Here is a 26996-nt window from a genome sequence, read left to right on the forward strand (position 1 = left end):
AAGAGGACCAACTGCCCTGCCCAGGCTCGGCCCCGTGGCGTCACGGTGTGACCATGAGCGGAAACCGTGCGCCGGTTGACGCCGAGCTTCAGGTGCACACCGACGGCATCCTGCCCACAGACGTCGTCGAGCAGATCAGGGTCAACCTGCGAGCTGTCCTGGGGCCGTGGGCCGCCGCGGCGGTGGCACGAGTCGGCCGCCTCCGCCATCCCGGCTCGGTCCGGCCGGTCATCGCGCAGTTGAACCTCGCATCTCCGGCCGGACCGGTCCGGGCACAGATCGCGGCGCGAACGACGGCCGACGCCGCTGTTCTGCTGGCCGCGCGGGTGCACAGTCAACTCCGCTTGATCCCGAACCTCCGTGCTCACGGGCACTTCCGGCCCGTCACACCATGCCGGACCTGGTGGCCGGAACTGCTGCGGCCGCCGGGCGATCGCGAGCTTGTGCGGGTGAAGCTTTGCCTGCCGGAGGAGTGCACCGTCGACACCGCGATCCGTCGGCTGGAAGCAGGAGACCACGAGTTCCACCTCTTCCATGAACCCGTCAGCGATGAGGACAGCGTGCTGCAGCGCGTGGGACCCGGCTCGTACCGGCTGCTCCAGCTGCGCCCTGGCAAGGCGATCGGCTCGACGTCGACGGCGACCCCGGTGACCGTCGTCCACACTCGGCCGCTGGTCCTGCCACTGCCCCGCGCACTGACCGGCCGGCCGTTTCTCTTCTTCGCCGACCCGTCGACGCGGCGGGGCCGGCTGCTCTACCTGCGGTACGACGGCGACTACGCGCTGCTGAGCCCCGCCCTGCCGGCCACGGACTGGTGAGGTTCAACTTGTCAGGCGGCGGTGGTGGACGACGGATGCCAGGGCGAGCATGGCGAGTGCGAACCCGGTGAGCACGGCGAGCTCGGAGGCGATGTCCGCAACACCGCCGTCCCGGGACAGGACAGTGATCCAGGCGTCCACCGCCCAGGCGTGCGGGGTCACGTGGCCGAGCGCCCGGACCGCGTTCGGGACGATCTCCAACGGCCACATGCAGCCGCCGAGCATGGCGAACGCGATCCCGATGACCGGACCGATCGCGCCTGCTTGGTCCGGGGTCTTGAAGAGCGCACCGCTGAGCATGCCCGCCCCCGTTCCGACCAGCGCCCAGGTCCCGATCAGGACCACGGCTGCCAGCGGATCACCCCAGCTCACCCCGAACAGCAACGCGCCGACCGCGACGATCAGGATCGACTGGAGCAACGAGAACACCAGGTAGCACAAGGTTTCACCCAGTACCAGGCTCCGGGTCCGGATCGGTGCGGCCTGAGCCCGGTGATAGATGCCGAGCTGCCGGGTCTGCACGATCGAGGCCCCGCCGGCCAGCGCATTGATGAAGACGAACAGGACAAGCATCGTCGGCGCGCTGTAGCTGAAGCCGAGCGGCAGGTAGTCGCTCCCGGTCGCGACGTTCTCGCTGGTGATCGCGATCCGCGGCGTGACACCCTGCACCGCCGTTGCCCGGGGCAACTGTTGTGCGGTCGTCGTACCCGTCTCGCGGGCAGCGAACGCAGCTGCCTGGATCCGCTCGGCATGCCGGGCCACCGCCGCCGCCACAGCCGCCCGTACGGCGGCCTGCGTCGACTCGGCACCGCCGGCCAACACCGGGATCGCCACCTCGTCCCCGCTCAGCAAGCGGGCATCGAGGTCCGTAGGGATCAGCACGACCGCATCGAGCTCCGCGCGGCGCAGCGCCGTACGGGCGGAAGCTTCGTCGGTCATCGTGTGCAGTGGGCCGACCACCTTCAGCTCCGCCACCAGACTTGTGCTGAGCGGCGCACCCGACAGCGACGTGCCGAGCACCCCGATCCGGAACCCGCCTGGATTCTGCACCACTGTCCCGATCACCGTAATGATCAGGACAGGCAGCACCACGATGAAGAAGAGCGCGGTTCGGTCGCGAAGCATCCGGCGCAGCGACGCGCCGGCCACTGCCAAGGCGGCGGTCATTGTGCCCTCCAGCGCCCGACGAGGGCGGCCAGCGCGGCGAGCGCCGCCGCCATACCCAGAATGACGAGGACCGGCAGGACTGCGCTGGTCGCCGCGGCGCCGGTGGCAAGGTCGGTGAATCCGCGGAGCGCCCAGCCGTTGGGCGTCAACAGAGCAAGCCTGCGCAACACCTCGGGCGCCTGACTGAGCAGGACGAAGTTGCCGCCGAGCAGGAGCAGGACGAACGTCACGATCGTCGCCAGCCCCTCGGCCTGACGCTCGGTCCGCGCCGCGGCGACGACCAGCGCCGTCAGCGCCACCAGGACCGCTGACATCGCCATGATCAGCGCCGCAGCCGGGACCGGCGGTCCCCATTGGGCGTCGAACGCCACCGAGGTCACCACTGCGAGTGTTCCGAGACTCACCACGCTGTAGACGAACGCGGCGAGGGACTTGCCCAGCAGTACGACGCCCCGGCCCAGCGGCGCGGCGCCGATCCGCTCCAAGGTGCCCGTCCGCTGCTCGGTGAAGTAGCTTCGCGCGGTGAAGCCGACCGCGAAGAGCACGAACATGATTCCCATCGCCGGCGCGTAGTAGCTCGCGGTGGTCAGCTGTCGGTATCCCGTCGCCCGCTCCTGGACCGTCTCGGGCAGCTCGAGACTCGCCACGGCGGTTGCCAGCTCCGCCGCGCGGCTGCGAGGCACCCCCGCCGCGAGGGCGGTGTGCATCGAAAGCCGATCGGCGTTGAGTTGCGCCACGTACGCATCCGCGATCGCCCGGGCTACTTGCGCCTGCAGCGGCTCGTCCGGATTCGCGAGCACCAGCAGGCCGAGCGGCTCGTCCCCGACTGCCGCGGTGCTGAAGCCCGCCGGCACGACAAGGCCGGCTCCGACCTCACCGTCGTCCACCATCCTCCGTGCCGTCGGCTCATCGGCGACCTCCCGGACCGTCAGGACGTCGGACATCTCGGGCTGGGTCAACGCCGAGCGCAGGGCGGAGGCGATCTGGCCCCGATCGTTGTCGGCGAGCGCTATGTCGGCGTGAAAGGACTCCACGGAGGAGAACGCGAAGCTCATCAGCGCCGCCACGGCCACGGGTGCCACGAACCCCAGGATCAGGGCGGACCGATCCCGGAAACGCTGCCGCAGATCCTTGGCGGCGATGACGATGGCGGCGAACATGATCACTCCCGCAACGCCGTACCGGTCAGATGAAGGAACACCGCCTCGAGATCGGGCTCGTCGACCTCCACCGACCGCACCGACAGACCGGACCGTTCGGCCGTGTCCAGTACGTCGGGCAGCAGCCGGCGCGCCTCGCCGGCCAGCACCTGGACCTGGCCGTCCTTCACGTCCGCGCGGTCCACACCGTCCAGCCTGCGCAGGCGGTCGGCCAGCACCTCCAGGTCACCGGTCGCCGCGAGCGTGATCCGATCACGTTCTCCGAGCTGGGCGACCAGCTCCCGACGGGTGCCCTCGGCAATCAATCGGCCGTGGTCGATGATGCCGACCCGGTCGCACAGCCGCTCGGCCTCCTCCATGTAGTGCGTAGTGTAGAGCACCGCCATGCCGGCGGCGCCGAACGAGCGCACACTCTCCATCACCGCATGCCGACTCTGCGGATCCACTCCCACGGTGGGCTCGTCGAGCACCAGCAGGGTCGGCTCGTGCAGCAGCCCGGCGCCGATGTTGAGGCGTCGCTTCATCCCGCCGGAGAACGACTCGACCCGGTCGCCGCTGCGCTCCGAGAGCCCGATCAGGTCGAGTACCTTGCCCACCCGATGGCGGAGCGCCCGGCCGCGCAGCCCGTAGAGGCGGCCGAAGAAGCTGAGATTCTCGCGCGCGGTCAGGTCTGGGTAGAGCGCGATGTCCTGAGGTACGTACCCGATGTACTTCTTCGCCGACGTGGCCGTCGTACCCAGCGGACGGCCGGCGACCCGGATCTCGCCCTGGTCCGCACGCAGCAAGCCGCAGACCAGGCGGATCGTGGTCGTCTTGCCGGCTCCGTTCGGCCCGAGCAGGCCGTAGGTCTCCCCCGGCGCCACCTCGAAGCTCACGTCGTCGACGGCCACCCGGTCGCCGAACCGCTTGCCCAGGTGGGATGCCGACAGCACGTCTGCTGTGGTTACGGTGTCCAGCACGACGACTGCCTCCTCTCCGGCCCGACGCGGCCAATCGCCGCTCGGCAATCGTCAGCTGTGCAGGCGGACGTGCTCGTGGGTGATCTGCTCGATGTCGGACGCGGCGGCCTGGATCAACTCGTGCGCCAGGTCGGACAGAGCCCGCGCGACCGCGAGTTCGTCGCCGATCTCGGCGATGTCGCTGTCCTTCGGGTTCCGCCGGGCCGTACCCCGGCCGATCAGGTGCGTGTCGTCGTTCGTGTGCAGCCGGGCTTCCGCGTGGGTGGTCCGCTCGGCGTCGTTCTCGTCGATATGGATCTCTACGCTCCAGCGCTTGCTCGCGATCATGGCCTGCTCCTTCAGCTCGATCGGTCTCTTGCCGCAATCGTCCGAACTCCGCGCAAGCGCCACCAGGGCCGTCAGGTCCCACCCGACCGGGCCCTTCAGCCCTGTCGGGCGGCATCCGTCAATCGCGCGCTGTCAGGTACAGCCGCATCGGCATTCAGACAGAAATCGTCGGAGGCTATCGGTACGTTGTCGTGATCTGATCACGGAGCAGGCCGGCGCAGACGCCGAACTCGTGCAGGCGGGCCGAAACCTCGGCCAGTCGGCTGAAACCTGTCACGTCTCCACGGGCGATCGAGGCCCAGCACATTCCGTCCGCAAGCGCCATCGCGCGCACCGCCACGGACCCCAGCGTCGCCAGTGGCATGGTCTCCGCTTCCTGCCGGAAATTGTCGATCTCCCGCGCGGCCTCCTGATCCGTGGCCGCCGACCGCAAGTGCGCCAGCAGCAGAGACAGCTCGCCGGCAACGTACTGCTGGGTCATTCACCATCACCGCCGAACCGTTCTCCGCCCTCCTCTCAGTCTGCTCTACCTCCCGCGGAAGAGGTAGCAGCCGGGGATCGCCGTAGGGTCCGTTTCGGTGACGCCGAGGCAGTAGGCTGCGGGGCCTCACAGGTCGTTGCCGGCGTAGGACAGGTTGAAGCTCTTGTTGGTGAGAGGGAAGTCCGGGACGATCGTGTCGGCCAGGGCGACCGGGAGGGCCGGCCAGTTGAAGAACGACGGGTCGACGATCTTGAGGCGCGTCACAGTGCCGTCGGGTGCGAATTCGATCCGGTGGGCGATGGTGCCGCGCCAGCCTTCGACCAGCCCGACGCCGGAGGTGCGGCCGGCGGCGAGCCAGGTGGGCTTGGCCGCGTCCGCACCCAGTGGTGGCCGGCCGGCGATGAGCCCGGCGATCAGCGCGACGGAGTTCTGGATCTCCTCGGCTCTGGTGAGGAGGCGGGACAGAACGTCCCCAGCGGTCTGGGTGGGCGCGGCGACCGCGGTGGTCTCTGGCGCGAAGGGGTGGTCGCGGCGAGCGTCGTGATCGATGCCGCTGGCGCGGGCGACGTACCCGAGCGTGCCGATGTCGTGGGCCTGGTCGCGGGTCAGGATCGCTGTGCCGGTCATGCGGTCCAGTACGACGCTGTGGCCCAGGGCGATGTCGACGACCTCCTGGATGTCGGCGGCGACAGCGGCGAGCTGACCGGGATCGGGAAGCGCGCGGACGTGCGTCCCGCCAGGGGTGATCGCTCCGCGTAGCAGTCGATGTCCGGTGACCTGCTGGTTCAGGCGGAGGAGTTGCTCACGGATCCGCTGGGCGTGCGCGTTCGCGATGCCATGGCCGACGTCGTTGCAGAGGGCTCCGATATCCGTGACGTGGTTGTAGAGCCGCTCGAGCTCGAGGAGGATCGCTCGCAGTGTCTGTGCCTGCGGCGGCACCGGCCAGTCTCTGGCCTCCTCGACCGCGAGGCAGAACGCGAGTGTGTGGCCGACGGTCGTGTCGCCGGAGACGCGTTCGGCCAGCGGCAGCACGTCGGCCAGCAGTTTGCCTTCGGCGAGCTTCTCGATCCCTTTGTGGACGAACCACAACCTGGCCTTCAGCTTCAGGATCGTCTCGCCGACCACCGAGAACCGGAAATGACCGGGTTCGATCAGTCCGGCGTGGATCGGGCCGACCGGGATCTCGTAGACACCGGTCCCGGCGACCGCGAGGAACGGGTACGGCTCATCGATGTCACCGAAGGCGGGTGGTGTTCCCGCGTCGTGACGCATCGGGAACCAGCCGTCCGGCCAGTGCTGATGCAGCACGAGGCGGCGTGGCAGTGGGTGGTTGGTGACCTCGATGCCGAACAGGTCGTGCAGCTCGCGTTCGAAGCGGCTCGCCGGGAAGGACAGGGTCGCGAGGCTGGGGATCAGGGGCGTGATGCCGTCGGCGGGCAGAATCAGCTCCACCCGCCGGTCGGGGTTCGCGGCGACGAAGAGGTAGACGACGCGGAACTCGTCAGCGTCGTCGTGTGCGGCGACCAACGCAAGGCGGTACCCCTCGCGCAACAGCGCCGACGCTCGGTCTGCCAGGGTGGACGCGGCGACGGTGACCTGACGGCGGTTGGGGTAGGTCCTGGGATCTGAGCTCATCGATTCCCCACGATCAGGCCGGCAGTCTGAAGCAGTTGGCCGAGCGGCCAGTCCGCAATCCCCAGTACGGCGACAGCGACGAGCCCTGCCGTCAGCGGCACGACCGTCGTCACGGGCAGAGCTTTGACGGCAGCGCTCCCTGCAGAGTCCGGTGTCCGACCGGACCCCAGCAGGACGCCGGCGGCCTTCCCGATGACGGCAACGAAGACCACCAGCAGCAACGCCAGAACGACAGCGGCCGCCCATCCGGCGTCCACGGCCATCATCGCCCGAATCAGTCCGACCTCGCTGACGAACAGACTGAACGGCGGCAAACCGAGCAGCGCCGCCAGCCCGGCCGCGAACAGTCCAGCGAGTACAGGCGAGCGCAGGAACAACCGCCGGACGGCCTCGATCCGCGTGCTGCCCTCACGTGCGAGGATCTCCCCGGCTCCGCAGAACAGCACAGCCTTTCCCAGTCCGTGCCCGACGAGGTGCAGCAACGTTGCGGCGATCGCGAACGGCGTACCGATCGCGACACCGACAACAGCAATCGCCATGTGCTCGATGCTCGAGTACGCGAGCAGCCGCTTGTAGTCACGTTGCGCCAGCAGCAACCCGGCGGCCAGCAGCAGCGAGGCGAGTGCCGCGGCCAGTAATAGGCCCCGGACGAACCGCGGATCGACGCTGGCGACCACGATCACGCGATAGCGGGCCAGCGCGTAGACCGCTACGGGCAGCAGTACGCCGGACATCAGCGCCGAGACAGGCGCCGGCGCTTGACTATGCGCATCGGGCAGCCAACTGTGCATCGGGAACAGTCCGGCCTTGGTGCCGAATCCGAGCACCAGCAACGCGAACGCAAGCCGCATCACGCCCGGGTCGAGCTCGCCGGCGTGCGCGACGAGCTCGGTCCAGTCCAGGGTCCCGTGCTCGGTGACGCCCGCCTGCTTGGCGCCGTAGTTGACCAGCACCGTGCCGAGATACGCCAGCGCGATGCCGACCGAGCAGATGATCACGTACTTCCAGGTCGCCTCCACAGACGTCCTGGTACGACGGTGCCCGACCAGAAACGCGGTCACGATCGTGGTCGCCTCGACTGCGGCCCACAGCAACCCCAGGTTGTTCACCGACACCGCGAACACCATCGACGCCAGGAACAGCGGCACGAGTACGCCGTACCGCCGAGCACCGGCCGCATCCGTGTGACCGTTGGCGAGCTCGTCGTCCAGATAGCCGACACCTGCCCAGGTCGCCACCACACCGACCGCACCGATGACGATCAGCATCACCCCTGACAACGCATCGATCCGCAACAAGGTGCCTACAGCAACCACACCGCCGTCGGCGGTCCAGGCGGCTGTCACCGCGCCGACTACCAGGACGACCGCGGCAGCAACAACGGTCGCGACGGCTACCACGCGCCGCCAGCCCATCAGCAACGCAGCAGCAGAAGCCGTAACCAGGGCAACCATCGGGGCGGTGACGAACAGCACCGCCGGCGTACCGCTGAGACTCATCAGTCGTGCAGCTCCCGTAGCTCGTCGATATCCGTACCTCCGTACGTCGCACGCAGTCGCGCGGTCAGAACCTGCAGCACCAGCACGACCAGCAGCACGTCGAGCGAGACGGCCAACTCGACGATCCCCGGCACTCCCCCGGTGATCAGGAACGCCGTCGTCGCGATCCCGTTGTCCAGCAGCAGGAATCCGACGATCTGCGACAGCGCCCGCCTCCGGGTGACCAGCACGAAGAAGCCGAGCAGCACCATCGCCAGCCCGACCGGGACTGCCTCGGTCTCGGCCGACGGCGCCAGGCGCACGATCGGCCGGGCGACGGCGTACGCGAGCAACGTCAGCAACGCCGCGGCGACAATCGACGCGGTCACGTTGATCAACGGTTCGGTCTCCCGTGCCTCGCTGCTGTCCCGCAGCACCTTGCGCAAGATGCCCGGCACGACCACGGCCTTCAGCGCGAGTACGCCGACCGCGACCAGCAGCAACTCGAAGCTGCCCAGTCGCACGGCCAGCAGCCCCGCCAGCACGCCCAGCAGGACACCTTGAAGCACCAGCAGTCGCACGATCGCCGACAGCTCACGCCGCCACAACACCACGACCGATGACAACAGCAGGCCACCGCAGATCAGATAGAGCAACTGTGTCATCACGATCACGCCAGGAAGAAGGACGACGAGACAGCAAGGACACCGAACAGGAAGGACCCCGCGAGCAATTCAGGCACCCGGAACAACCGCAGCTTCGCCATGAACACCTCACCAGCCGCCAGCACCGCACCTAGTACGGCGACCTTCGCGACGAACGCCACCACACCGATCAGCAACGCCGCCGGCGAGGTGTCGGTGGCGACTCCCCACGGCAGGAACAGGTTCGCCCACAACCCCAGTAGCACGGTCAATCGCAGCGCGGACGCGAACTCGACCAGCGCGAGGTCGCGACCGGCGTACTCGAGCACCATCGCCTCGTGGATCATGGTCAGCTCCAGATGAGTCGACGGATTGTCCACCGGTAGCCGGCCGGCCTCGGCGATGACGACGACCGCGAGCGCGACTGCGGCCAGCAACGTGGCCGGCGACAACACGTCGCCAGGCGACTGCCGGCCGCGCTCCACGATCGCCGACAGGTTCGTCGACCCGACCCGCACCGACAAGGCGAACCCGGCCAGCAGGATCGTCGGCTCGGCCAGCGCCGCCACCGTCATCTCCCGGCTCGCGCCCATCCCGCCGAACGCCGTACCGGTGTCCAAACCAGCCAGCGCCAAGGCGACGGTGCCGAGCAGCAGCAGCGCTACCACCGCGAACAGATCCGCGACCCCGTCCAACGGCGATATCGTCGCGATGAACGGCGCGACAGCGGCGATCACCAGCGTCGACGCCACGAGGACGACAGGAGCCGAGGCGAACACCCAACTCGAACCCTCAGGTGTGATCGGCTCCTTGCGGAACAGCTTCCGCAAGTCGCGCCAGGGCTGCCCGACTCCAGCGCCCGCCCGGCCTTCGAGCACCGCTCTGATCTGCCGCATCAGGCCAGTCAGGAAAGGAGCGAGCACGATCAGTGCCGCGAGCTGGACGACCACGCCGACGACGCTCATGTGGACAACCCCACGATGACCAGGACGGTGACAAGACCGAGCAGCCCGAGCGCGAGATACCTGTGCACACTTCCGTTCTGCAGCCGGCTCAGGGTCGCGGCGATCTTGGTGCTGCCCGCAAGGACGGGCGGATACAGCGCAGCCTCCAGCCGATCGTCGACACGTTGCCGATAGCGGACGCTCTCGATCAGGTACTGCGACTCCATATGATGTGTGACGTCGACGTCGTACTCCGGGCGAAGCACGTCGTCGAACACACGCGTCAACGGCTCCGCGAACGACGTCGCCGTGTACTCCATCCGCGGATCCAGCCTGGTCCCCCCGCAGCCCCACACCAGCGACTCGCGGCGCGGCAATCCACGGCGGACCAGCGCCACCACCAGCAGTGCAGCCACGAGCAGCCCGACCAGGATCAGCAGCGGCGACATCGACCCCTCGATCCCTGTCAGCCGCAACGTCACCACGCCACTCAACGGTGCACCGTCCTGGACCGTCGGCAGCACGGCCAAGGCGTTCGTCAACGCAGGACCGACCGCAGCCGGCACGATCGCGAGCACAGCGCAGGCGACCGCCCCCAGCAGCATCGCGACCCGCATCGTCGCCGGCGCCTCCTTCGCCGCGGCCGCCGCCGCGGATCGCGGGCGAGCCAGGAACCCCACCCCGAACGCCTTGACGAAGGTCGCCACCCCCAGACCAGCGGTCAAGGCCACCACACCGACCGCCAGCGGCATCGCCACCGCGACGACCGCATCCGCACCGGACAGCCCGTGGATCAGGCCCTGCAACAACAGCCACTCCGAAACGAACCCGTTCCCCGGAGGCAGCGCGGCTGCAGCGAGTGCACCGACCCCGAACAGCGCCGTCGTCGCCGGCATCCGCGACACCAGACCGCCCAGGCTGTCGAGATGGCGCGAGCCCGTCGATCGCAGCACGGATCCCGCACCGAGGAACAGCACAGTCTTGAATCCGGCGTGGTTGATCGCGTGCAGCAGCGCGGCGCCGACCAGCAGGCTCGCCAGCGTTCGGTTGCCGTCGGCAGCGAACATCCCGCCCGCGCCGACACCGAGCATGATCAGGCCCAGGTTCTCCGTTGTGGAGTAGCCCAGCAGACGCTTCAGGTCCACCGCGACACTGGCCTGCAGTACGCCGTACAGCGCGGAGAGCCCGCCTACGCTCAGCACCAGCAGCCACCACCAGCGCGGGCCACCGCCGAGAAGGTCGAAGCCTACGCGGAGGACGCCGTACAGACCGAGCGTCACCATCGCCGCCGACATCAACGCCGACACCGGACTCGGCGCCTCCGGATGCGCCCGCGGCAACCACACGTGCAGCGGGACCAGGCCTGCCTTGGACCCGAAGCCGAGGAAGACAAGACCGAAGACGACCGATTGAACGGGGGTCGAGACATCCGCGGAACGCAGCGCCTCGAACGACTCGCCACCGGCCTTCGAGGCGAAGAGCACGAGGCCGAGCAGGATCGCGACCAGACCGGCGTGCGTCATCGCGCCGTACCAGACTCCGGCATCGCCAACGGCCGGCCGCAACCTGTGCTCGGCGAACACCAACGCCAGCGACGCCAATGCCATCAGCTCCCACAGCACCAGGAAGGTCGTCACGTTCCCCGCGACCGGGACCAGGATCATCGTCGCCACGAACACCGGGAGCAGACCTTGCGCCGTTCGCGAACCGGCACCGATGCCGTCCGCGTGATCTCCACCGGTGTAACCGATGCTGTACAACCCGGCGATGACGGCGACTCCACCGATCAGTACGCAGAACAGCCCGGACAGCGCATCCACTGCGATCACAGCCTCGCTCAACGGCAGCAACTGCGGGACGGTCGCCGAGAACGTCTGGCCGCTCAGCGCCAGCACACCAGCCAGCACACCGAAGGCTCCGACAGCACACGTGGACAGGCCCGCAACGACGGCACGCGGCCGCGGAGGTGACGCGACGGCCGCCAGCGCACCGAGTCCAGCGCTCAGCAGTACGCCGAGCAGCGCCCAACTAATCGTCATCGCCCGGTCAGATCCCGCAACGCCTCGATGATCTCCGGCGGCTCCGGCGGGCATCCTCGTACGACGACGTCGACCGGGATCACGTCACCGACCGCACCCTCGACCCCATAGCCACCAGCGAACACGCCGCAATCGCGAGCACAATCCCCCACCGCGACAACACGCTTCGGCGCTGGGGTCGCGTCGTACGCCTTGCGCAGCGGCTCAGCCATGTTCCGGGTCACCGGACCCGTCACCAGCAACACGTCAGCATGTCTCGGGGACGCGACCAGGCGAGCGCCGTACCGCTCACCGTCGTACACCGGCCCGAACGCCGAACCGATCTCCACCTCACACCCGTTGCACGACCCGGCATCGACGTGCCGCACCTGCACAGAACCACCGAACACCTCGTCGCGGCCGCCCGACCGCTCCGGAGCCGGCTCGGCCACCCTGCCCGTCGACCGAATCTTCCGCAGCAGGGCCTTCACCGCACCGCCCGCCGCGCCCGCGCCCGGCCCGACGCCTGCGCATCCGCCTTCAACCCGTCCAGCAACTCGGCCTGCTCGGTCAGCACCGAAGTGAGGATGGTCCGTGCCACCGCCAGCAACTCGGCAACATGTGGACTCGTCAACGAGTAGTAGACCTGCGAACCCTCCTTGCGCGTGGTGACCAGGCCGGCCCGACGCAGTACGGCGAGCTGCTGTGACAGGTTCGACGCCTCCAGACGCAGCTCCGGCAGCAACTCGCTCACCGCCATCTCGCGCTGGCTCAGCAACTCCAGCACCCGGATCCGGGCCGGATGCCCCAGCGTCTTGAAGAACTCCGCCTTCAGCTGGTGCAGCGGTGTCGTCATCGCCCACGCCTTCCCATCACTTCACGCCTTCCTCAATGCATGCGATCATGAATTGAAGAATTCTGCAACTCATGTATAGATTGATGCGTCAGCTCACTGCCGGCACTCCGGACGGGAGACCATGAACGCGTTCGCCGACGAGCTCCACCGCAGGATCAACGACGCCCGCGTGGCCGTCCGCGCCGCCCAGGAAGCGGGCGACCTCGACGCCGAACGCGTCTACGCCGGCGAGCTCGACAGCCTCCTCCACCTCGCCCGCGAACACGGAATCACCACCGAGGCGGACAGATCTGACGACGTGACCTGAGCCGGTCGCCCCACCGCCAGTACCGACCACCGGGAGCGACCCTTTGCGCTACGAAGTGACCTACACAGCCCCTGGGACCGACGAACCGACAATCGCCGTGACCGACGCGCACGGCGTCACCGAACTCCTCCAACGACTGTCAGCCACCGGCACTCGCGCGCACGTCCGCCCGCTCCCCGACACGGGAGAGGTCACGAATGAATGAGCCGATGCCGGATGTGTTTCAGCGGGGGTCAGCCGTGTGCGTTGCGCGGGAGCTGCCGGGTGTCGATCAGCTGCTGGGCGACGTCGCGCAACTTGGTGTTGGTGTCTTGCGAGTAACGCCTCAGCACGGCGAACGCGCGGTCGGACTCGATGCCGTAGCGCTCCATCAGTATCCCCATCGCCTGGCCGACGACCATTCTGGCGTCGACGGCCCGGGCCAGGTTCTGCTCGATGCGGGCACTGTCGACAGCGACGGACGCGTGCCGGGCCAAGAGCTCGGCGATTGCCTCGTCATCGCGCCCGAAAGCATCCGAGTCAGTGCTGTACAACGCCAGCACTCCCACAGTCCCCGATGCGGTCGTCAACGGCACGTCCAGCACGCTACGCACCCCAAGAGCCCGAACCTTGGCCGCCCATTCAGGCCACCGCTGCTCGGTCTCGGTGTCGGCCACCACCACGGTGGCTCGGTGATTCATCGACTCCACCAGCGGTCCGGCATCCGCGGCCAACTGAAATCGGACGATGTCGGAAACCATCGGATCGGTGGCGGCAGGCACCTCGGCCGGGCGTCGCTGGGCGGCGAGCGCCACGCCTGCGTGCGAACAGTTCAGTGCCCGCAGCGCGAACTGCAGCACGGTCTCGGCCGTCTCCTCAACGCTGTCGGTGCCATGCAGTTCCAGCGCCAACTGCGCCAGCCGTTCGGCGATCGTGTCCGGCGTGGGGTGCTCCATGCGGGACATGATGCCGCACCCGCCCGCGACTCAGCCGGCAGGTGGAGTCCTCCCTCGACGCACGTTCGCTGAAATGATGGTCCGATGGATCTCAACCTGATCACGTCGTACGACGCGACACCGGAGGAAGTGTTCGCGATCATCACCGACGTGACGTTCCAGGAACAGGTGTTCCAGAGGTTCAGCGCACGCTCGTACGACGTAGCCGTCCGCGACGCCGGTGACGACGTACTGCTCCGTGTGCAATGGGAGACCGCACCCGACGACCTGCCGGTCGTCTCGCGACGACTCGTCGGCGAGATGCTGAGCCTCGTCCAGACCAAGATCTGGCACCGAGCCGGTCACGACGGCGCACGCGAGGCCCACATCGAAGGCGAACTCGCCGGCGCCCGCGTCAAACTGACCGGCCGCACCGTCCTGGTCCCCACCGGACGATCCACCACCCAGGAATTCGACCTCCACGTCACCGCCTCGACCCCCGTCCTCGGCCCCCGCCTCGAACGCGTCGTCACCGACGCCGTCCGCACCCGCCTCGAGGCGAAGTTCGAAGTCGCCTGGTCCTGGCTCGCCGGCTCCCTCTGACAAGTCATCAACCGCAAGCCGGTTTCTCGACGGGCGGATCCTGACGAAGCCGCTCGAGAGCCTCACGGACGACATCCTCTGCCCCCGGCCTGGAGGCACAGCGCCCTACCGGGGAACGATCCCGCTCCGACCCTGCCATGAGCCGTGCTCCGACAGCGGCCGGAACCGCAGGGTGGCGAACTCGTGGTGGAAGTCCCTGCGCCGGCGCTCGGCCATCGCGGCGGCGTGACGGTCGGGCTCCGGGACACTGCTGTGGCCCTGCACCATCTCTTCCATCTGCCGCACAGATCGCCAGACAGAGAATGTAGAGATCGTCCGTGGCGGGCGCATCGCGGCCAGCGCCAGCGTGGCCCCGGGATGATCACGAACCAGCCGTTCCACCGGCTTGCCCCACTTGAGGAACCTCGGCACCTCCAGCAGGCGCATCCGGGCCAGCGTGACCGCCACGACAGGTTCGGCAGGATCCCACTTCCCCGCCCTCGCCGGTAGGTCGGGCAGCGCCGCAAGCCGCGACCAACGACGCAGGAACTGCATGCGCACGTGCCAGCCTGCCGCCAGCTCCCTGCCCAGGGAGTGGTCCGCCAGGAACGTCTCGACCGCCGCCTCATCCTCCCACCGCGCGAACATCGCCATCCGACGCAACTGCATCCGGGCCGGCGAGACAGTCGGGGCACCAAGGCGCATCAGCGCCAAGCACTCGGCGTACCGCAACCCGGGCGTGGACGGCACAGCCGGCGCCTTCCACAGCGCCCCCGCCGTCGTCGTCGGACGGAGCTCCGCAAGGTGGAACGTGAAGATCGTCATCGTTGGGCAACTGTCCCATGAGTGGGGCCCACGCAACTTGTCCATACCTTCGCCCATTGGGTCGACCTCCACATCGACAGTCGTCAGGGCGGGTCAGCCCGTCAGGGCAGCGACCACGGTTCCGAGAATCACCGCGGCGATGGCGAAGCCGAGGGCGCAAAGCAGCGTGAACGCGACCGGGTGCCGCCCGGTCCAGCCCACGGTGCCGGGCCGCTCGCGGGCCAGCTGCGCCGAGGTGACCGGCCCGCCCGGCCCGCCGGTGGGCAATCCGAGGTGGTCGACGAACCGGTCGAGATCGGCGGGCGCGTAGAGGGCGCCGTTGATGCTCAGCAGGGCGTGTTCGCCGGCGTCGAGGACGACGATGGTCTCGGAGACAGCCCCGGGCTGGACCACCGTGGCCCGGATCACCGAGGCTGCGAGCGCGCGGTCGCGACGGCGGTGGAAGGTCAGGCCGCGCGCCGAGATCTCGGCCGGGGTGACGACGATGCGGGAGCGCCACAGATAGACGGCGATGGTGGCGGCCAGCAGCAGGACGAGGCTGATGCAGGTGATCAGGGCGGGCCGGCCTCCGGCCAGGACGCCGGCGACAACGAGGACGACGGCGATGACGCCGGCGATCGTGAGGACCTGGCGGCGCGGACCCGCCGCCGGCCGCAGGACGAGCAGGTCGGCTTCAGACACGGCCCGAACCCTACGGCACCGCACGCGGCGCCCCGCTCGCGACTCACGCGGCCCGGCCTGCCAGCGGTCACGGCCGCCAACTAGTTGCCCTGCACCCCGGACGGCCCTGTCCAGACACGGAACGGATGAGTGCGAACGAAGACGGCTCTCACACGTAATACGAGTGACGGCAGGTCCCGGACGACAGTTGCTTCGGGCAATGAGTTCTGGACTCGCGGCCCGGCCGGCGTCACCGCTCTCGGCGGTCGGCTGTGCGACGCCGAGGTGTCGCAGGGTGCGGTGCGGGAGGGAGGTTGGTGGGAACTGTTTTGCGTTCTCGGACACAACCCGAATACAAGGCAGTGCCACTTCGATAAGAGATGGGAGCGCGGATGCGCGGCTATGTGAGCGGAACCATCCGATGGTAATTCTGCAGGCGGGGCATGGTGGTGCGGCTATGGCGACGAGCAGTGACCGGAAGTTGTGGGAGCGAACTGCCGAGGGGGATTCAGAGGCATTCGCGCAGCTCTATGATCGGCGTGCCAGGGCGATCTACAACTTCCTCTATCGCCGCACTGCTTCCTGGAGTGACGCCGAGGACCTGACCTCGGTGGTGTTTCTGCACGCTTGGCGGCGGCGCGCCGAGATCGTGCTCGACGGTGACTCCGCCCTGCCCTGGCTGTACCGGGTAGCGGACTACACACTGCGCAACGAATGGCGTTCCAGGGCGCGGTACCGCAAAGCGATCGCCGCCGCCCACCTGCCGGCCGAACACGTTCACGACCATGCTGACGACGTGGCCGGCCGATTCGACGACGACCGGCAGATCCGGGCCGCTCGCGAGTCGTTGAAGCGGCTGCCCAAGCAGGAGCGCGAAATCGTCGAGCTCTGCATCTGGGCCGGCCTCGACCAGCAGGCGGCTGCCGTCGCGCTGGACATCCCGATCGGCACGGTCAAATCCCGTTTGTCCCGAGCCCGCAAGCATCTGCGCGCGCTCAACATCATTCCTTCCCTGGAGGCATAGACATGAACATTCAGCTCATTCCGCCGCCGGACCACGACGTGCGCCCGGCCACTCGCGACCGGCAGCGCGACGAGTTGATCGCCATCATCGATCATGAGTCCGCCCAAGAAGCGCCCCGCCGTCGACTCGTCCCGCTCGCCGCCGCCGCGGCCGTCGTCGCAGTCACCGCCGGCCTCGCGATCGGAGTACCGGCCCTGCGCGGCGACAACGCGCAGTCGCCGGTGTCCGGGCCGAACACCGGTACGGCGAAACCGGCTGTCGCGCCGCTGTCCGAGGCCGAGAAGAGGGCCTATACCAAGGCATGCGACAGCCCCAAGAGCCCGGATCCCAAGGCAGCTGAGCGGATCTACACCGTGACCGACGCGTTCAAATGGGTGAACCCTCCCTCCGACACCCACGCGATCGCCTGGGTCGTCCTCAGGTACACCTCCGCCGGCCGCATCTCCGCCTCCGCCTGTGGCTTCAATGCCAAGGGGCAACGGACGGAGTACGTCTGGGCCCGCAGCGGTGAGACCAAGAGGGCCGTGATCGACAAAACGGCCGCCGGCGGCGGAACCTACGCGAAATCCGTAGCTCGCATCACGATGGCGTCCGGCACTGGACCGACCGTCGAGGCCATCATGCGGGACGGGCTCTTCTTCGCCCCGATGACGTACGAGCCCACCCGTGGGCCATTGAAGCCCGACGCGGCGGTGCCCTACACCGTTCGCGCCTATGACGCCAACGGCCAAGTCGTCTATGCCTCCGCCAAGACGGTTCGGGAACAGCAGGCCGAACTCGACAGCTGCTACACCAACCCCGAAGGCACGAAGGTCGTCTTCGCCCTCGCGGACGGGAAAGGCACACCCCCCGTCGGCCAGTGCAAGCGTGGAGTCGCCTGGAACTGGTGACCGGGTCACGATGGGCTTCGAGGGCCGGCACTCGTCGGCTGAGCCGGTCGGCTGGGTGCGCCACGGGGTACTGTCTGGACGGCCAGTGCCCACGCGGTCATCATCGGAATTGTGCCGGCCCCGGCGGAAAGCACAGCGCTCAGGACGATATCGAGCGGCAGCCAGCCGAGTAGCAGCGCCGGGGCGAGCCGGGGCCGGAAACCGTCGCGAAGCAACGCGATACCGAGCAGAACCGAGCCGACCACCGCGAGCAGGAAGCCTGGCATTCCGGCCACGATGTAGGCGATGTCCAGCCCGATCCAGAAGAATCCGAACAGTCCGAGAACCATCAGGCTGAGGCCGGGCAGGGTCAGCCTCCAGCCCCACCGCTCGAGGCGTCCCGGACGTCGGCTGCGACGGACCAGCACCGCACTGACGATGGTGGCGGCGATGAGAACCGGCCACCCCTTGCCGTACGCGCGGTAGACCGTGTCGGCGTCCGCCCAGTCCAGCAGCGGACGCAACGCGCGTGCGGCGGGCTCGGCCCAGAACTGGACGGCGTCGCTCTCCAAGTCCTCCTTGCCGTCCACTGTCGCGAACCGCGCCAGCGCATGCAGCGGCGCCAGTACGGCTGCCAGAACTGGCGGCGCCCAGGCTGCCGCCCTCACCAACCGCTGTTCGTGATCCATCTTTGCCTCCCCGGATCGGATCGTTCGCATCGACGCTAGGACTGGTACGGCGTCCGCCGCGTCGGCACAGGGATTGGACGCTTCTCCACCTATGGGTTGACCCGCCGAGCGGTAGCCCGATCTAGCATCGATGCATGGGGTGGGGACTCCCGCCGCCACTGCGAGAAGCCGCAGTGCCGGCCGTACTGGGCGTCGTCGCCACCGCCGAGCTCTTGGCCCTCGATCTTCCGGGCACGGGCGCGGCGCTGGTGATCGACTGGATCGCGTGCGCGTTGCTGACGCTGCGCCGCCGGTTCCCGTTGACCGCCTGCACGCTTGCCTGTCTCGTGATCACTGCCCCGGTGGTGGGTCACGTCGACGATGCGGCTGCTCCGATCCTCATCCTCGCACTCGCCACCTTCACCGTCGCTCGACGCGTCGACGGCATGCGTTCGCTCATCCCGCTCGTGCTGGTCTTCGCGGCACTGTCGTGGGGCTACCTGCGGCTCGATCGACCGCTGGATGTCTCCGACTTGGTGTTCGCGTCGGCTGTCGTGCTGCCGCCGTACGGGTTCGGTCTGCTGATGCGTTCGCTCGACAACCGCAACGCCAGGCTGGCTGAGCAGGCCGAGCTGCTCGTCAGGCACCAGGAGATGGTCCGGCGGGAGGCGATCACGGCCGAGCGCACGCGGATCGCACGCGAGCTGCACGACGTCATCGCGCACTCGATCAGTGCGATGGTGGTGCAAGCCGCCGCCGCTCGCGATCTGGTCCGGCGGGACGCGGACGGCGCCGAGGCGGCGATCGACGAGGTGACCAGCGCGGGGCGCGCGGCGCTCGGCGAGACAGGTCGGTTGCTGCGGCTGATCCGCGACACCGACGATGAGCTCGGGCTCGCCCCCGAGCTGGGACTCGACCGCCTGCCGGACCTGGTGGACCAATTCCGGCGTAGCGGCCTGCGGGTGGATCTCACCGTCGAGGGTCGGCTGGATGCGTTGCCGTCCGGCGTCGACACCTCGGGCTATCGGATCGTCCAGGAGGCGCTGACCAACGCACTCCGGTACGCGACCGACCGCGTGGCGTCGGTCCGGGTCACCCGTTCGGCGACGGCGCTGCTGATCGATATCGAGAACCGCACCTCCGGCGTACCGGACAGCTCCGGAGGGCTCGGACTCCTCGGAATGGCCGAACGCATCGCCGTGTTCGACGGCCGGCTCACGCATGGACTGACCGACGACGGACGCTTCGTCCTCACCGCCAGCCTGCCCGTCGTGCCGGATGCCCGATGAACAGCGTCGTGATCGCCGATGACCAGGACCTGGTGCGGTCTGGGCTGACGCTGGTGCTGCAGGCCCGCGGCTTCACCGTGGTGGCGGAGGTCGCGGACGGTAGGCAGGCGATCGACGCCGTACGGCGCACCGACGCGGACGTTGTTCTGATGGACATTCGGATGCCGGTACTGGACGGCATCAGCGCGACCCGCGAACTGACCAGGCTCGGCTGCCGGACCAAGATCCTGATGCTGACCACGTACGACCTGGACGAGTACGTCTACCACGCACTCCGGGCCGGCGCCGCCGGCTTCTTGCTGAAGGCGACACCACCCGACACACTCGCCGCCGGAATCCGCACCGTGGCCGCAGGCGACGCCCTCCTCGCGCCCGGCATCACCAGGCGACTGATCGAGGAACACATCAGCAGACCACCGCCGGTGCAGGGCGTACCGGCGGCGCTGGCAGCGCTGACGCCGCGAGAGGTCCACGTGCTCACGGAGATCGCGCGCGGCCGGTCGAACGAAGAGATCGCCACCACGCTGGTCGTCAGCGAGGCGACGGTGAAGACGCACGTGAACCACATCTTGGCCAAGCTAGACCTCCGGGGCCGGGTGCAGGCTGTCGTCCTCGCCTACGAGACGGGGTTGATCAGGCCCGGCCGCTGACTGTTCGTGCGTCTGAGGCAGGTGGCCGTCGGGGATGTTGTAGAAGCGACGGGCGGTGCCGGAGTAGATCTGCCGGCGGTCGGTGTCGGACAGGCCGGTGAGTACGGCGGACAGGCCGGCGAACACGTGGTCGTAGCCGCCGGCGACGGTTGAGATCGGCCAGTCGCCGCCGTACATCAGCCGGGACGGGCCGAAGACCTCCAGGGCCCGGTCGACGAACGGCCGGATCGACTCCGGAGTGAAGGTCTCGGGCGCGGCGCCGGGATAGAGCCCGGAGAGCTTGGCGTGCACGAGCGGGTTCTCCGCGGCGGCCGCGATGCCGCTCCACCACGGCTCGCGACCGGCCTCGCCGATGGGCGGCTTGGCGAGGTGGTCGATGACGATCCGCAGACCGGGGTGGCGCTCCGACAGCGTCGGCACGTGCTCCAGGTGGCGGGGCAGTACGGCGACATAGTCGAAGGTCACCCCCGCCTGCTCGAGAACTCCGAGCCCCTCGTCGACGTCGGGCCGCAGGATCCAGTCGGGGTCGGGGATGTCATGGATGAGGTTGCGGATGCCGACGACGCGAGTGTCCTTGCGCAGCTGCGCAAGGCGCTCGGCAGCGACGTCGGGCCGGTCGAGCGGGACGTAGGCGACGATCGCGGCGACCTCGGGAAACCGGTCGGCGACCTCGAGCATGAGCTCGGTGTCTGCGTCATCGTCGTCGGACTGGACCAGGACGGTGGCGTCGACGCCGTTGCGGGCCAGCTGTGGCCGCACTTCCTCGAAGGTGAACGTGCGATTCCACTGCGGCAGGTGCGGGCCGAGCCAGGGATAGGGCGAGCGGCCGAGGTCCCAGACATGCTGGTGTGCGTCGATGATCACGCGGCGACCTCCCGCTTGTTGACCAGATAGAGATGGGTCAGGACGAGAACGGTCTCCGCACGCTGGTTCGTCACGGTGACCAGTTCGTGGACGTAGCCGTGCGTCGCAGGTGTCCGCTTGTGGTCGGACTTCTCGGTGATGTCGGCTCTGACCGTGATGGTGTCGCCGATGAAGACGGGCTTGACGAAGCGGATCTTGTCGTACCCGTAGGACATCGCCTGGGGATTGATGTCACCCGCGGTCATCCCGACCGCGACCGAGACGATGAGGGTGCCGTGGGCGATCCGCTGCCCGGCCGGCTGCGTCGCCATCCACTCCGCGTCCAGGTGATGCGGGAAGAAGTCGCCGGTTTGGCCGGCGTGCAGGACTATGTCGGCCTCGGTGATCGTGCGCCCGACGGTGGCCCGGCTCTCGCCGATGTCGTAGTCCTCGAACCAGCGGTCCACCACCTTCATCGCCGTACCTCCTCGGTCGTCAGCAGTCGCTCGGCCAGTTCGCCCGAACGGCGGACCAGGTCGGCGTCGGTCAGCTCGCCGCGCAGGACAGCGCTCACCCAGAGCGAGACGGTCTCCTGGAACTCCAGGTAGCCAGCGGTCCGCGGCCGCACCCAGGCGCCCTCGAGGGTCTGCCGGGTTCCGCGGAAGAAGTCCCAGGAGTCCTCGTTGAGCCGGTCGTCGTCCCACGACGAGGCGTAGCCGGGCTGTCCGCCGGCGTCGTAGTACACCCCGGACTGGATCTGCGGCGAGGCGAGCCAGAGCGCGTACGCGCGGGCGGCGTCGAGTTCCTTGCTGTACGCCGAGACCGCGACGCCCGCACCGCCGAGCTGGGAGCCGGCGACGCCACGTGGCCCGGCGGGGATGTCGACGTACTTCAGCCGATGCGGGCGGAAGCCGGCGCGGGAGTAGTTGGTGTAACCGTAGGCCAGTGGCACGTACGCCCAGCGCACCTCTCCCGCCAGCGCCTCGGCCACCTCGATCGGGTTGGCGGCCAGGCACCATTCCGGCACCCGCTCGGCGAGCCGATGCATCAGGTCGAGGACTGCGCCGGCGTCTTCCTCCGCGAGGAACCGGCCAGGCGCGGCGGCGACCGGCGTACCGCGGTTGGCTGCGAGAGTGCACAGCGTCGAGTACGCGTCGATCGGCTTCGCCGGCCAGAGCACCCTGCCTTCGCGGGCGAGCTCGAGAACGCCGTCCCAGTCCGTCGGCGGGGCCGGAAGCAGGTCGGGCCGATGTACGGCGACCTGAGCGGCGGAGTCGGTGGCCAGTCCGTACTGGTGGCCGTCATGGGCGTACGACGCGTGACTGTTGCCCACGGCATCAGAAGCGAAGGCGTCCAGCTGCGCGTCGTCTCCCACACCGTCGAGCGGCGCGAGCAGACCCTCAGCCACCGCGAGCGGCACGTGCGGATGATCGATCACGAGCAGGTCGTACGTGGCCGCGAGTACGGCGATGGGCTGGTCCGCGAAGGCCTGCAGCGAGCGATACTCCCACTGCACCTCGATGCCGGTGCGCCGACCGTACTCCTTCGCCGCCGCGACCTGGCAGTCGTAACCGCGCGGGTGCTCCCACGTCATGCCACGCAGCGTCGTCATGCTGTCTCCTCCACCGAACGCAGGCTCTGCCCGGCAATGGCGTCGTGCTCGCCGAGCCGCGGCGCCGGCCGTGGGTTGGTCAGCCGCTCGCCGTCGATCCGGATCGGGCTGCGGGTGGTGGTCAGGTCGAGGCCGTCGCGACGGACCTGCTGGGTCATCGCGATCGCCCGGAAGCCGTCGTGCCCGACCAGCTCGTCCAGCGTCAGGACGGGTGCACACCACACGTCCTCCGCGTCGAGGACGGCCAGCCATTCCTCGCGAGTACGGGTCCTGAGCCGCTCGGAGAGCAGGTCCTCGATCTCCTCCTGCCGGTCCCACCACGACTGCGGATCGGTCATCGCCGCGACTTCGGGCAGCTCGAGCAGCCGGCCGATGACAGGGACCGGGTTCATCGCGATCGCGAGGTAGCCGTCGCCGGCCGGATAGATGCCGTACGGCGCGGGCAGGAACGCGTGCGCCGACCGGATGCCCTTGCGTCGGACGGTGATCGACGGGTCGTTCAACCGGGTGGTAAGCAGCTCGAACTGCAGGTCGAGCAGCGCCTCCATCAAGCTGGTCTGCGCGTGTCCGCCGCGCCCGGTGCGGAACCGTCGTACCAGGAGCGCCGTGATGCCCTGCGCCAGATGACAGCTGGCCAGGTGGTCGGCGACGGCGAGCCCGACCGGTACCGGCGGATCGTCGCGGGAACCATTCAGCCAGGGCAGGCCGGCGATCGACTGAGCGAGCAGATCCTGGCCGGGCCGGTCCTTGAACGGGCCGCTGTCGCCGTACCCGCTGACACTCCCGTAGACGATGCCGGGGTTGATCCGGCGGACCGACTCGTAGTCGAGGCCGAGCCGCTCCATCACGCCGGGACGGAAGTTCGAGACCACCACATCGGCCGCCGCCACCAGGGAGCGGACCTCGGCGAGGTCGCCGGGATCCTTCAGATCGGCGACGAGGCTCTCCTTGTTCCGGTTCATCGCGTGGAAGGACACGCTGTCGCCCTGGACCAGTTGGCCCGCGAACGCCAACTGCCGGCCGGCGTCGCCGCTGCCCGGACGCTCGATCTTGATCACCCGGGCGCCCAGGTCGGCCAGCCGCAGTGCGGCCACCGGGCCGGCCAGGAACTGGCTGAAGTCGAGCACTATGATCCCGGCCAGGGGCAGGTCGATCACGAGGCGGCTCCACCGCGGGCGAGTCTCATACGGTCTTCCTCTCCAAGCATGGACAGATCGATCAGGCGTCGTACGGCGGCGGCTCGCCACCCCTCGCGGCCGACGCGTAGGCCGCCTCGACGACGGCCATCGTCCGGAAGACGTCCTCGACCGAGGTGGGCAGGGACGGGATCGAACCCTCGAGATAGCGCTGCACGACGCTCATCGATCCGATGAAGGCATCGGGGAACCACGAGCCCTCGTACGGCGCCGGTCGCCAGCCCTCCTCCAACCGGTCGTCGGTGACGATCTCGAGCCGGTCCTCGCCTCCCCGCGGGTAGTCGAGCAGAAGGCCCAGCTGCACCCGGACCGCACCCTTCGTGCCCTCCCACTTGATGTAGCTCTCCTCGTACTGCTCACCGAAGTGGTGATCGTGATTGGTCGAGACCACGACTCGCAGCGGGCGGTCGCCGTACGTCAGGGCGATGTCGGACCGGCTGTTCGCGTGCGTCTTGTCCGGGTGGCCGACGGTGACCGCGGACACCCCCGTCGGGTCGCCCAGGAACGAGCGGACCAGGTCGAGGTAGTGAACGCTGTGCATGTTGATCTCGAGCCGGTCGAGCTCGAGAACGTACGGGAACAGCTCCCACGGGGTGTGGACCGAGACCCGGACCTCGAAGTCGTAGAGCGCGCCGATGGTGCCAGCGGCAATCAGTTTCCGGGCGGCGGCGACGTACGGCGCGAACCGGAGTTGGGTGTTGACCGCGGCGACCAGGCCCTTGCGGCGACAGACTTCCCGGATCCGGATGCCCTCGGGGAGCTGGTTGCCCAACGGCTTCTGCAGCAGGACGGCCGCCCCGTCCGGCAGTTGTTCGAGGACTTCGACATGCGCCTCCGGCGGGAGGGCGATGTCGTAGACCGCGTTGTCCGGTGCGGCTGCGACCGCGGCCGCGGCGTTGTCGTGCACCCGCGGGACGGCGTACCTCGCCGCGAGCGTCCGGGCCCGCTCGATCCGGAGATCGGTGATGCTCGCGACGTCGAAGCCGGCCTTGGCGTACGCCGGCAGGTGGGCGTCGGTGACGATCCCGCCGGCGCCGACGATCACGATCGGGCGTGGGTTCTCCGGCAGCGCGAGGGTGTATCCCGGATGCGCGTCGAACTCAGGCAGCGTGGTCATCAGCCCTTCACCGCCCCTACTGTCTCGCCGCGGATGAGGAAGCGCTGGGCACCGAGGAACACCGCCAGCAGCGGGAGCATCGAGAGGAACGTGGCCAGTGCGAGCTGCGGCATGTAGAGCTTGACGTCCAGGCCGGCCGCGACGGTCGGGTTGAACAGCGGGCTCGCGCCGATCAGCTGCTGCAGGCCGATCGAGACGGTCTGATTGTTCTGGTTCGACGACAGCAACGCCAGCGGCAGGAAGAAGTTGGTCCAGTTCGCGACGAACGCGAAGAAGGTCACGAGCACCACCGCCTGCTTGGAGATCGGCAGCCCGATCCACCAGAAGACCGACACCTCGCCGAGGCCGTCCAGGCGAGCGGCCTCGACCAGCTCCTTCGGCATCGTGGTCAGGTAGTGGATGTAGGACAGGTAGACGCCGAACGGGAAGAACCCCATGATCACCGCGACCGGCCACAACTGGCCGACCGCGCCGATGGCGTTCACCTCGAGGAAGAGCGGGATCACCAGCACGGTGTTGGGCATCACCATCGTGATCAGCGTGATCAGCAGCACCGCCCGGCGGGCCCGGAACCGCAGCCGCGCCATCGCGTAGCCGGCCGGCAGCGCCGCGACGACGGCGAGGATCGCACCGCCCCCGGCGACCACCAGCGAGTTCATCATCCAGCGGGTGAACAGGCCGCCCTCCGGCCCGAACCCGTTGACCTGCGACCAGCTGTACCGCACGTTGCTCCAGGCAACGTCACCGAGGCCGAGAAACCCGCCGTCCCCGGCCTCCACGCCCTCGTTGGAGCGGAACGCCATCGCTACGAACCCGGCGATCGGGAGCAGGAAGATCACCGCGACGAACAGCATCGAAACGACCCGGGCCAGCTTGCCAGCGGTCCAGTTCTCGATCCCCGGGGTACGGCGGCACGCGGTGCCGGCAGCGTGGCTGCTCATCAGTGCTCCTCCTCGCCGAACAACCCGCTGCGGAAGACGATCACCAGTCCGATGCCGAGCGTTATCACCAACAGGATCAGCGACATGGCCGCGGCGGCCGGGAAGTTGTAGTTGCTGAAGGCAAACGCGTACCCGAGCTGGGTCGGCGTCCACTGGTCGGGCAGCGCGTTGCTCGCCACCTGGTCGAGCAACTGCGGTTCGAGGAAGAGCTGGAAGCCGTAGGCCAGGTTCATCAGCGCGGCATAGCCGATCCACGGCCGGATGATCGGCAGCTTCACGTGCCAGGCCAGCTGCCAGGCTCCCGCGCCGTCCAGCGCGGCGGCCTCGAAGATCTCCTCGGGGATGCTGTTCAACCCGCCGGTGACCACGATGATCCACGAGCCGACCCCCTGGAAGAACATCATCGCGGTCAGGATGAACGGCAGCTGGCCGGGCGCGGCGACCGCCTGCTTGATCGTGTCGACACCGATCGCGTGCCAGAACCCCTCGATCGGCGACTGACCCGGGTTGAGCAGGTAGACCCACAGCACGAAGTTGGCGATCCCGGCCAGCGCGCCGGGGATGTAGTAGACGAACCGCATCGTCGAACCGAACCGGCCCGGACTGGCGTGGATCAGCAAGGCCAGGCCGACGATGCCGACCATCATGATCGGGAGCCAGATGGCCAGCGTCGCGAAGACGTTCTGGAACGTGTCGACGAACCGGAAGTCGGTCACGACCGCCTTGAAGCCGGCCACACCGCCGAAACCGCCACCCGGGTCCAGCGGCGTCGGCGGCTTCTCCAGCGCTGTCTTGAGCGCGTAGCCGACCGGTACGACGCCGCCGACGAGCAGCAGGACGACGTACGGCGCCAACAGCAGCCAAGCTCCCCTGGTCTCACTGGGCCGGGACGCCTGCACCCGGGAGCGTTTCGCCCGCGGCACAGGCACAGTCGAACTGCGCCGGTCCGTCAGCGCGGTCGTCATGCGGTACTCCTCGGTTGCGGCTTTTGGGTGGGCTGCGTGCCGGACGG

The 26996-nt window shown here is 68.7% G+C and carries 30 protein-coding genes; 7 read left to right on the top strand and 23 right to left on the bottom strand.

From position 1 onward, the window contains the following. Nucleotides 1–53 precede the first annotated feature (53 nt). Nucleotides 54–818 carry a sigma 54 modulation/S30EA ribosomal C-terminal domain-containing protein gene (locus ACIBL3_RS21950; RefSeq protein ID WP_396355358.1) on the top strand — a complete coding sequence of 255 codons (765 nt, stop codon included), beginning with the start codon at nucleotides 54–56 and terminating at the stop codon, nucleotides 816–818. A 3-nt stretch (nucleotides 819–821) separates the two neighbouring features. On the opposite strand, the gene ACIBL3_RS21955 is transcribed toward ACIBL3_RS21950, so the two are convergent. The 12 genes from ACIBL3_RS21955 to ACIBL3_RS22010 form a co-directional block, all read right to left on the bottom strand. Then, entirely contained in the window at nucleotides 822–1985 is a 1164-nt protein-coding gene (locus tag ACIBL3_RS21955) for an ABC transporter permease (RefSeq protein ID WP_396355359.1), read from the bottom strand. Then, on the bottom strand, nucleotides 1982–3145 hold the full coding sequence (locus ACIBL3_RS21960; protein ID WP_396355360.1) for an ABC transporter permease: 1164 nt from the start codon (nucleotides 3143–3145) through the stop codon (nucleotides 1982–1984). Before ACIBL3_RS21960 ends, ACIBL3_RS21955 begins: the two co-directional genes overlap by 4 nt. 2 nt (nucleotides 3146–3147) lie before the next feature. Next, the gene (locus tag ACIBL3_RS21965) at nucleotides 3148–4104 is read right to left on the bottom strand and encodes an ATP-binding cassette domain-containing protein (RefSeq protein WP_396355361.1); all 957 of its coding nucleotides are present in this window, start codon (nucleotides 4102–4104) and stop codon (nucleotides 3148–3150) included. Between the two features lie 51 nt (nucleotides 4105–4155). Beyond that, nucleotides 4156–4431, bottom strand: coding sequence for a DUF1876 domain-containing protein (locus tag ACIBL3_RS21970; protein WP_396355362.1), 276 nt, complete (start codon nucleotides 4429–4431; stop codon nucleotides 4156–4158). A 175-nt stretch (nucleotides 4432–4606) separates the two neighbouring features. Then, the gene (locus tag ACIBL3_RS21975) at nucleotides 4607–4912 is read right to left on the bottom strand and encodes a hypothetical protein (RefSeq protein WP_396355363.1); all 306 of its coding nucleotides are present in this window, start codon (nucleotides 4910–4912) and stop codon (nucleotides 4607–4609) included. Nucleotides 4913–5038: 126 nt separating this feature from the next. Further along, the gene (locus ACIBL3_RS21980; RefSeq protein ID WP_396355364.1) at nucleotides 5039–6547 is read right to left on the bottom strand and encodes an NADH-quinone oxidoreductase subunit C; all 1509 of its coding nucleotides are present in this window, start codon (nucleotides 6545–6547) and stop codon (nucleotides 5039–5041) included. Continuing rightward, nucleotides 6544–8046 (bottom strand): proton-conducting transporter membrane subunit, encoded by a 1503-nt coding sequence (locus ACIBL3_RS21985; RefSeq protein ID WP_396355365.1) that lies wholly within the window; start codon nucleotides 8044–8046, stop codon nucleotides 6544–6546. Before ACIBL3_RS21985 ends, ACIBL3_RS21980 begins: the two co-directional genes overlap by 4 nt. After that, nucleotides 8046–8690, bottom strand: coding sequence for a hypothetical protein (locus ACIBL3_RS21990; RefSeq protein ID WP_396355366.1), 645 nt, complete (start codon nucleotides 8688–8690; stop codon nucleotides 8046–8048). The genes ACIBL3_RS21985 and ACIBL3_RS21990 overlap by 1 nt, the downstream gene beginning before the upstream one ends. A gap of 5 nt (nucleotides 8691–8695) precedes the next feature. Further along, nucleotides 8696–9634, bottom strand: a complete 939-nt coding sequence (locus tag ACIBL3_RS21995) for a respiratory chain complex I subunit 1 family protein (RefSeq protein ID WP_396355367.1) — start codon at nucleotides 9632–9634, stop codon at nucleotides 8696–8698. Continuing rightward, nucleotides 9631–11652 carry a proton-conducting transporter membrane subunit gene (locus tag ACIBL3_RS22000; RefSeq protein WP_396355368.1) on the bottom strand — a complete coding sequence of 674 codons (2022 nt, stop codon included), beginning with the start codon at nucleotides 11650–11652 and terminating at the stop codon, nucleotides 9631–9633. Before ACIBL3_RS22000 ends, ACIBL3_RS21995 begins: the two co-directional genes overlap by 4 nt. Next, nucleotides 11649–12122 (bottom strand): NADH-quinone oxidoreductase subunit B family protein, encoded by a 474-nt coding sequence (locus tag ACIBL3_RS22005; protein ID WP_396355369.1) that lies wholly within the window; start codon nucleotides 12120–12122, stop codon nucleotides 11649–11651. The genes ACIBL3_RS22000 and ACIBL3_RS22005 overlap by 4 nt, the downstream gene beginning before the upstream one ends. Next, a complete protein-coding gene (locus ACIBL3_RS22010; protein ID WP_396355370.1) occupies nucleotides 12119–12487 on the bottom strand; it encodes an ArsR/SmtB family transcription factor in 369 nt (122 codons plus the stop codon). The genes ACIBL3_RS22005 and ACIBL3_RS22010 overlap by 4 nt, the downstream gene beginning before the upstream one ends. A 121-nt stretch (nucleotides 12488–12608) precedes the next feature. Here ACIBL3_RS22010 and ACIBL3_RS22015 point away from each other — a divergent pair, with 121 nt between their 5' ends. After that, complete coding sequence (locus ACIBL3_RS22015) at nucleotides 12609–12794, top strand: hypothetical protein (RefSeq protein ID WP_396355371.1); 186 nt, start codon at nucleotides 12609–12611, stop codon at nucleotides 12792–12794. Between the two features lie 233 nt (nucleotides 12795–13027). Here the strand turns inward: ACIBL3_RS22015 and ACIBL3_RS22020 are convergent, their stop codons facing one another. Beyond that, nucleotides 13028–13729, bottom strand: a complete 702-nt coding sequence (locus tag ACIBL3_RS22020) for a GAF and ANTAR domain-containing protein (RefSeq protein WP_396355372.1) — start codon at nucleotides 13727–13729, stop codon at nucleotides 13028–13030. Between the two features lie 84 nt (nucleotides 13730–13813). On the opposite strand from ACIBL3_RS22020, the gene ACIBL3_RS22025 reads away from it, so the two are divergent. Further along, nucleotides 13814–14311, top strand: coding sequence for a DUF2505 domain-containing protein (locus tag ACIBL3_RS22025; RefSeq protein WP_396355373.1), 498 nt, complete (start codon nucleotides 13814–13816; stop codon nucleotides 14309–14311). 105 nt (nucleotides 14312–14416) lie between these two features. Here the strand turns inward: ACIBL3_RS22025 and ACIBL3_RS22030 are convergent, their stop codons facing one another. Together ACIBL3_RS22030 and ACIBL3_RS22035 are read right to left on the bottom strand one after the other, a co-directional pair. Continuing rightward, on the bottom strand, nucleotides 14417–15115 hold the full coding sequence (locus ACIBL3_RS22030) for a hypothetical protein (RefSeq protein ID WP_396355374.1): 699 nt from the start codon (nucleotides 15113–15115) through the stop codon (nucleotides 14417–14419). A gap of 93 nt (nucleotides 15116–15208) precedes the next feature. Continuing rightward, entirely contained in the window at nucleotides 15209–15796 is a 588-nt protein-coding gene (locus ACIBL3_RS22035) for a hypothetical protein (RefSeq protein WP_396355375.1), read from the bottom strand. A gap of 436 nt (nucleotides 15797–16232) precedes the next feature. On the opposite strand from ACIBL3_RS22035, the gene ACIBL3_RS22040 reads away from it, so the two are divergent. Both ACIBL3_RS22040 and ACIBL3_RS22045 read left to right on the top strand, forming a co-directional pair. Next, entirely contained in the window at nucleotides 16233–16799 is a 567-nt protein-coding gene (locus ACIBL3_RS22040) for an RNA polymerase sigma factor (RefSeq protein WP_396355376.1), read from the top strand. A gap of 2 nt (nucleotides 16800–16801) precedes the next feature. Continuing rightward, nucleotides 16802–17689, top strand: coding sequence for a hypothetical protein (locus ACIBL3_RS22045; RefSeq protein ID WP_396355377.1), 888 nt, complete (start codon nucleotides 16802–16804; stop codon nucleotides 17687–17689). Nucleotides 17690–17694: 5 nt separating this feature from the next. Here the strand turns inward: ACIBL3_RS22045 and ACIBL3_RS22050 are convergent, their stop codons facing one another. Beyond that, nucleotides 17695–18357 carry a hypothetical protein gene (locus ACIBL3_RS22050; protein ID WP_396355378.1) on the bottom strand — a complete coding sequence of 221 codons (663 nt, stop codon included), beginning with the start codon at nucleotides 18355–18357 and terminating at the stop codon, nucleotides 17695–17697. A gap of 134 nt (nucleotides 18358–18491) precedes the next feature. On the opposite strand from ACIBL3_RS22050, the gene ACIBL3_RS22055 reads away from it, so the two are divergent. After that, on the top strand, nucleotides 18492–19625 hold the full coding sequence (locus tag ACIBL3_RS22055) for a sensor histidine kinase (protein ID WP_396355379.1): 1134 nt from the start codon (nucleotides 18492–18494) through the stop codon (nucleotides 19623–19625). Then, nucleotides 19622–20275 (top strand): response regulator, encoded by a 654-nt coding sequence (locus tag ACIBL3_RS22060; protein ID WP_396355380.1) that lies wholly within the window; start codon nucleotides 19622–19624, stop codon nucleotides 20273–20275. The genes ACIBL3_RS22055 and ACIBL3_RS22060 overlap by 4 nt, the downstream gene beginning before the upstream one ends. On the opposite strand, the gene ACIBL3_RS22065 is transcribed toward ACIBL3_RS22060, so the two are convergent. The 7 genes from ACIBL3_RS22065 to ACIBL3_RS22095 all read right to left on the bottom strand — a co-directional run bounded on the left by ACIBL3_RS22065 (nucleotide 20204) and on the right by ACIBL3_RS22095 (nucleotide 26949). After that, a complete protein-coding gene (locus tag ACIBL3_RS22065; RefSeq protein ID WP_396355381.1) occupies nucleotides 20204–21139 on the bottom strand; it encodes an amidohydrolase family protein in 936 nt (311 codons plus the stop codon). The genes ACIBL3_RS22060 and ACIBL3_RS22065 overlap by 72 nt on opposite strands. After that, on the bottom strand, nucleotides 21136–21594 hold the full coding sequence (locus ACIBL3_RS22070; RefSeq protein WP_396355382.1) for a MaoC family dehydratase: 459 nt from the start codon (nucleotides 21592–21594) through the stop codon (nucleotides 21136–21138). Before ACIBL3_RS22070 ends, ACIBL3_RS22065 begins: the two co-directional genes overlap by 4 nt. After that, nucleotides 21591–22730: an extracellular solute-binding protein gene (locus ACIBL3_RS22075; RefSeq protein ID WP_396355383.1), complete on the bottom strand. Its 1140-nt coding sequence runs from the start codon at nucleotides 22728–22730 to the stop codon at nucleotides 21591–21593. The genes ACIBL3_RS22070 and ACIBL3_RS22075 overlap by 4 nt, the downstream gene beginning before the upstream one ends. Further along, the gene (locus ACIBL3_RS22080) at nucleotides 22727–23887 is read right to left on the bottom strand and encodes a CaiB/BaiF CoA transferase family protein (protein WP_396355384.1); all 1161 of its coding nucleotides are present in this window, start codon (nucleotides 23885–23887) and stop codon (nucleotides 22727–22729) included. Before ACIBL3_RS22080 ends, ACIBL3_RS22075 begins: the two co-directional genes overlap by 4 nt. Nucleotides 23888–23948: 61 nt before the next feature. Beyond that, nucleotides 23949–25043, bottom strand: a complete 1095-nt coding sequence (locus ACIBL3_RS22085; protein ID WP_396355385.1) for a Gfo/Idh/MocA family protein — start codon at nucleotides 25041–25043, stop codon at nucleotides 23949–23951. Beyond that, nucleotides 25043–25984 (bottom strand): carbohydrate ABC transporter permease, encoded by a 942-nt coding sequence (locus ACIBL3_RS22090; RefSeq protein WP_396355386.1) that lies wholly within the window; start codon nucleotides 25982–25984, stop codon nucleotides 25043–25045. Before ACIBL3_RS22090 ends, ACIBL3_RS22085 begins: the two co-directional genes overlap by 1 nt. Beyond that, a complete protein-coding gene (locus ACIBL3_RS22095) occupies nucleotides 25984–26949 on the bottom strand; it encodes a carbohydrate ABC transporter permease (RefSeq protein ID WP_396355387.1) in 966 nt (321 codons plus the stop codon). The genes ACIBL3_RS22090 and ACIBL3_RS22095 overlap by 1 nt, the downstream gene beginning before the upstream one ends. Nucleotides 26950–26996 lie beyond the last annotated feature (47 nt).

Source organism: Kribbella sp. NPDC050124, from assembly GCF_044460355.1.
Lineage (GTDB): Bacteria > Actinomycetota > Actinomycetes > Propionibacteriales > Kribbellaceae > Kribbella.

Excerpts from the sequence above, each read along its gene's own strand:
- ACIBL3_RS21960 (WP_396355360.1), bottom strand. The coding sequence starts at position 3,145 with ATGTTCGCCGCCATCGTCATCGCCGCCAAGGATCTGCGGCAGCGTTTC.
- ACIBL3_RS21980 (WP_396355364.1), bottom strand. The coding sequence starts at position 6,547 with ATGAGCTCAGATCCCAGGACCTACCCCAACCGCCGTCAGGTCACCGTC.
- ACIBL3_RS22030 (WP_396355374.1), bottom strand. The coding sequence starts at position 15,115 with ATGACGATCTTCACGTTCCACCTTGCGGAGCTCCGTCCGACGACGACG.
- ACIBL3_RS22040 (WP_396355376.1), top strand. The coding sequence starts at position 16,233 with ATGGCGACGAGCAGTGACCGGAAGTTGTGGGAGCGAACTGCCGAGGGG.
- ACIBL3_RS22010 (WP_396355370.1), bottom strand. The coding sequence starts at position 12,487 with ATGACGACACCGCTGCACCAGCTGAAGGCGGAGTTCTTCAAGACGCTG.
- ACIBL3_RS22090 (WP_396355386.1), bottom strand. The coding sequence starts at position 25,984 with ATGAGCAGCCACGCTGCCGGCACCGCGTGCCGCCGTACCCCGGGGATC.
- ACIBL3_RS21955 (WP_396355359.1), bottom strand. The coding sequence starts at position 1,985 with ATGACCGCCGCCTTGGCAGTGGCCGGCGCGTCGCTGCGCCGGATGCTT.
- ACIBL3_RS22060 (WP_396355380.1), top strand. The coding sequence starts at position 19,622 with ATGAACAGCGTCGTGATCGCCGATGACCAGGACCTGGTGCGGTCTGGG.
- ACIBL3_RS22085 (WP_396355385.1), bottom strand. The coding sequence starts at position 25,043 with ATGACCACGCTGCCTGAGTTCGACGCGCATCCGGGATACACCCTCGCG.
- ACIBL3_RS22075 (WP_396355383.1), bottom strand. The coding sequence starts at position 22,730 with ATGACGACGCTGCGTGGCATGACGTGGGAGCACCCGCGCGGTTACGAC.
- ACIBL3_RS21975 (WP_396355363.1), bottom strand. The coding sequence starts at position 4,912 with ATGACCCAGCAGTACGTTGCCGGCGAGCTGTCTCTGCTGCTGGCGCAC.
- ACIBL3_RS22050 (WP_396355378.1), bottom strand. The coding sequence starts at position 18,357 with ATGGATCACGAACAGCGGTTGGTGAGGGCGGCAGCCTGGGCGCCGCCA.
- ACIBL3_RS22095 (WP_396355387.1), bottom strand. The coding sequence starts at position 26,949 with ATGACGACCGCGCTGACGGACCGGCGCAGTTCGACTGTGCCTGTGCCG.
- ACIBL3_RS21970 (WP_396355362.1), bottom strand. The coding sequence starts at position 4,431 with ATGATCGCGAGCAAGCGCTGGAGCGTAGAGATCCATATCGACGAGAAC.
- ACIBL3_RS21950 (WP_396355358.1), top strand. The coding sequence starts at position 54 with ATGAGCGGAAACCGTGCGCCGGTTGACGCCGAGCTTCAGGTGCACACC.
- ACIBL3_RS22025 (WP_396355373.1), top strand. The coding sequence starts at position 13,814 with ATGGATCTCAACCTGATCACGTCGTACGACGCGACACCGGAGGAAGTG.
- ACIBL3_RS22020 (WP_396355372.1), bottom strand. The coding sequence starts at position 13,729 with ATGGAGCACCCCACGCCGGACACGATCGCCGAACGGCTGGCGCAGTTG.
- ACIBL3_RS22055 (WP_396355379.1), top strand. The coding sequence starts at position 18,492 with ATGGGGTGGGGACTCCCGCCGCCACTGCGAGAAGCCGCAGTGCCGGCC.
- ACIBL3_RS21995 (WP_396355367.1), bottom strand. The coding sequence starts at position 9,634 with ATGAGCGTCGTCGGCGTGGTCGTCCAGCTCGCGGCACTGATCGTGCTC.
- ACIBL3_RS22045 (WP_396355377.1), top strand. The coding sequence starts at position 16,802 with ATGAACATTCAGCTCATTCCGCCGCCGGACCACGACGTGCGCCCGGCC.
- ACIBL3_RS21990 (WP_396355366.1), bottom strand. The coding sequence starts at position 8,690 with ATGACACAGTTGCTCTATCTGATCTGCGGTGGCCTGCTGTTGTCATCG.
- ACIBL3_RS22070 (WP_396355382.1), bottom strand. The coding sequence starts at position 21,594 with ATGAAGGTGGTGGACCGCTGGTTCGAGGACTACGACATCGGCGAGAGC.
- ACIBL3_RS21985 (WP_396355365.1), bottom strand. The coding sequence starts at position 8,046 with ATGAGTCTCAGCGGTACGCCGGCGGTGCTGTTCGTCACCGCCCCGATG.
- ACIBL3_RS22000 (WP_396355368.1), bottom strand. The coding sequence starts at position 11,652 with ATGACGATTAGTTGGGCGCTGCTCGGCGTACTGCTGAGCGCTGGACTC.
- ACIBL3_RS22015 (WP_396355371.1), top strand. The coding sequence starts at position 12,609 with ATGAACGCGTTCGCCGACGAGCTCCACCGCAGGATCAACGACGCCCGC.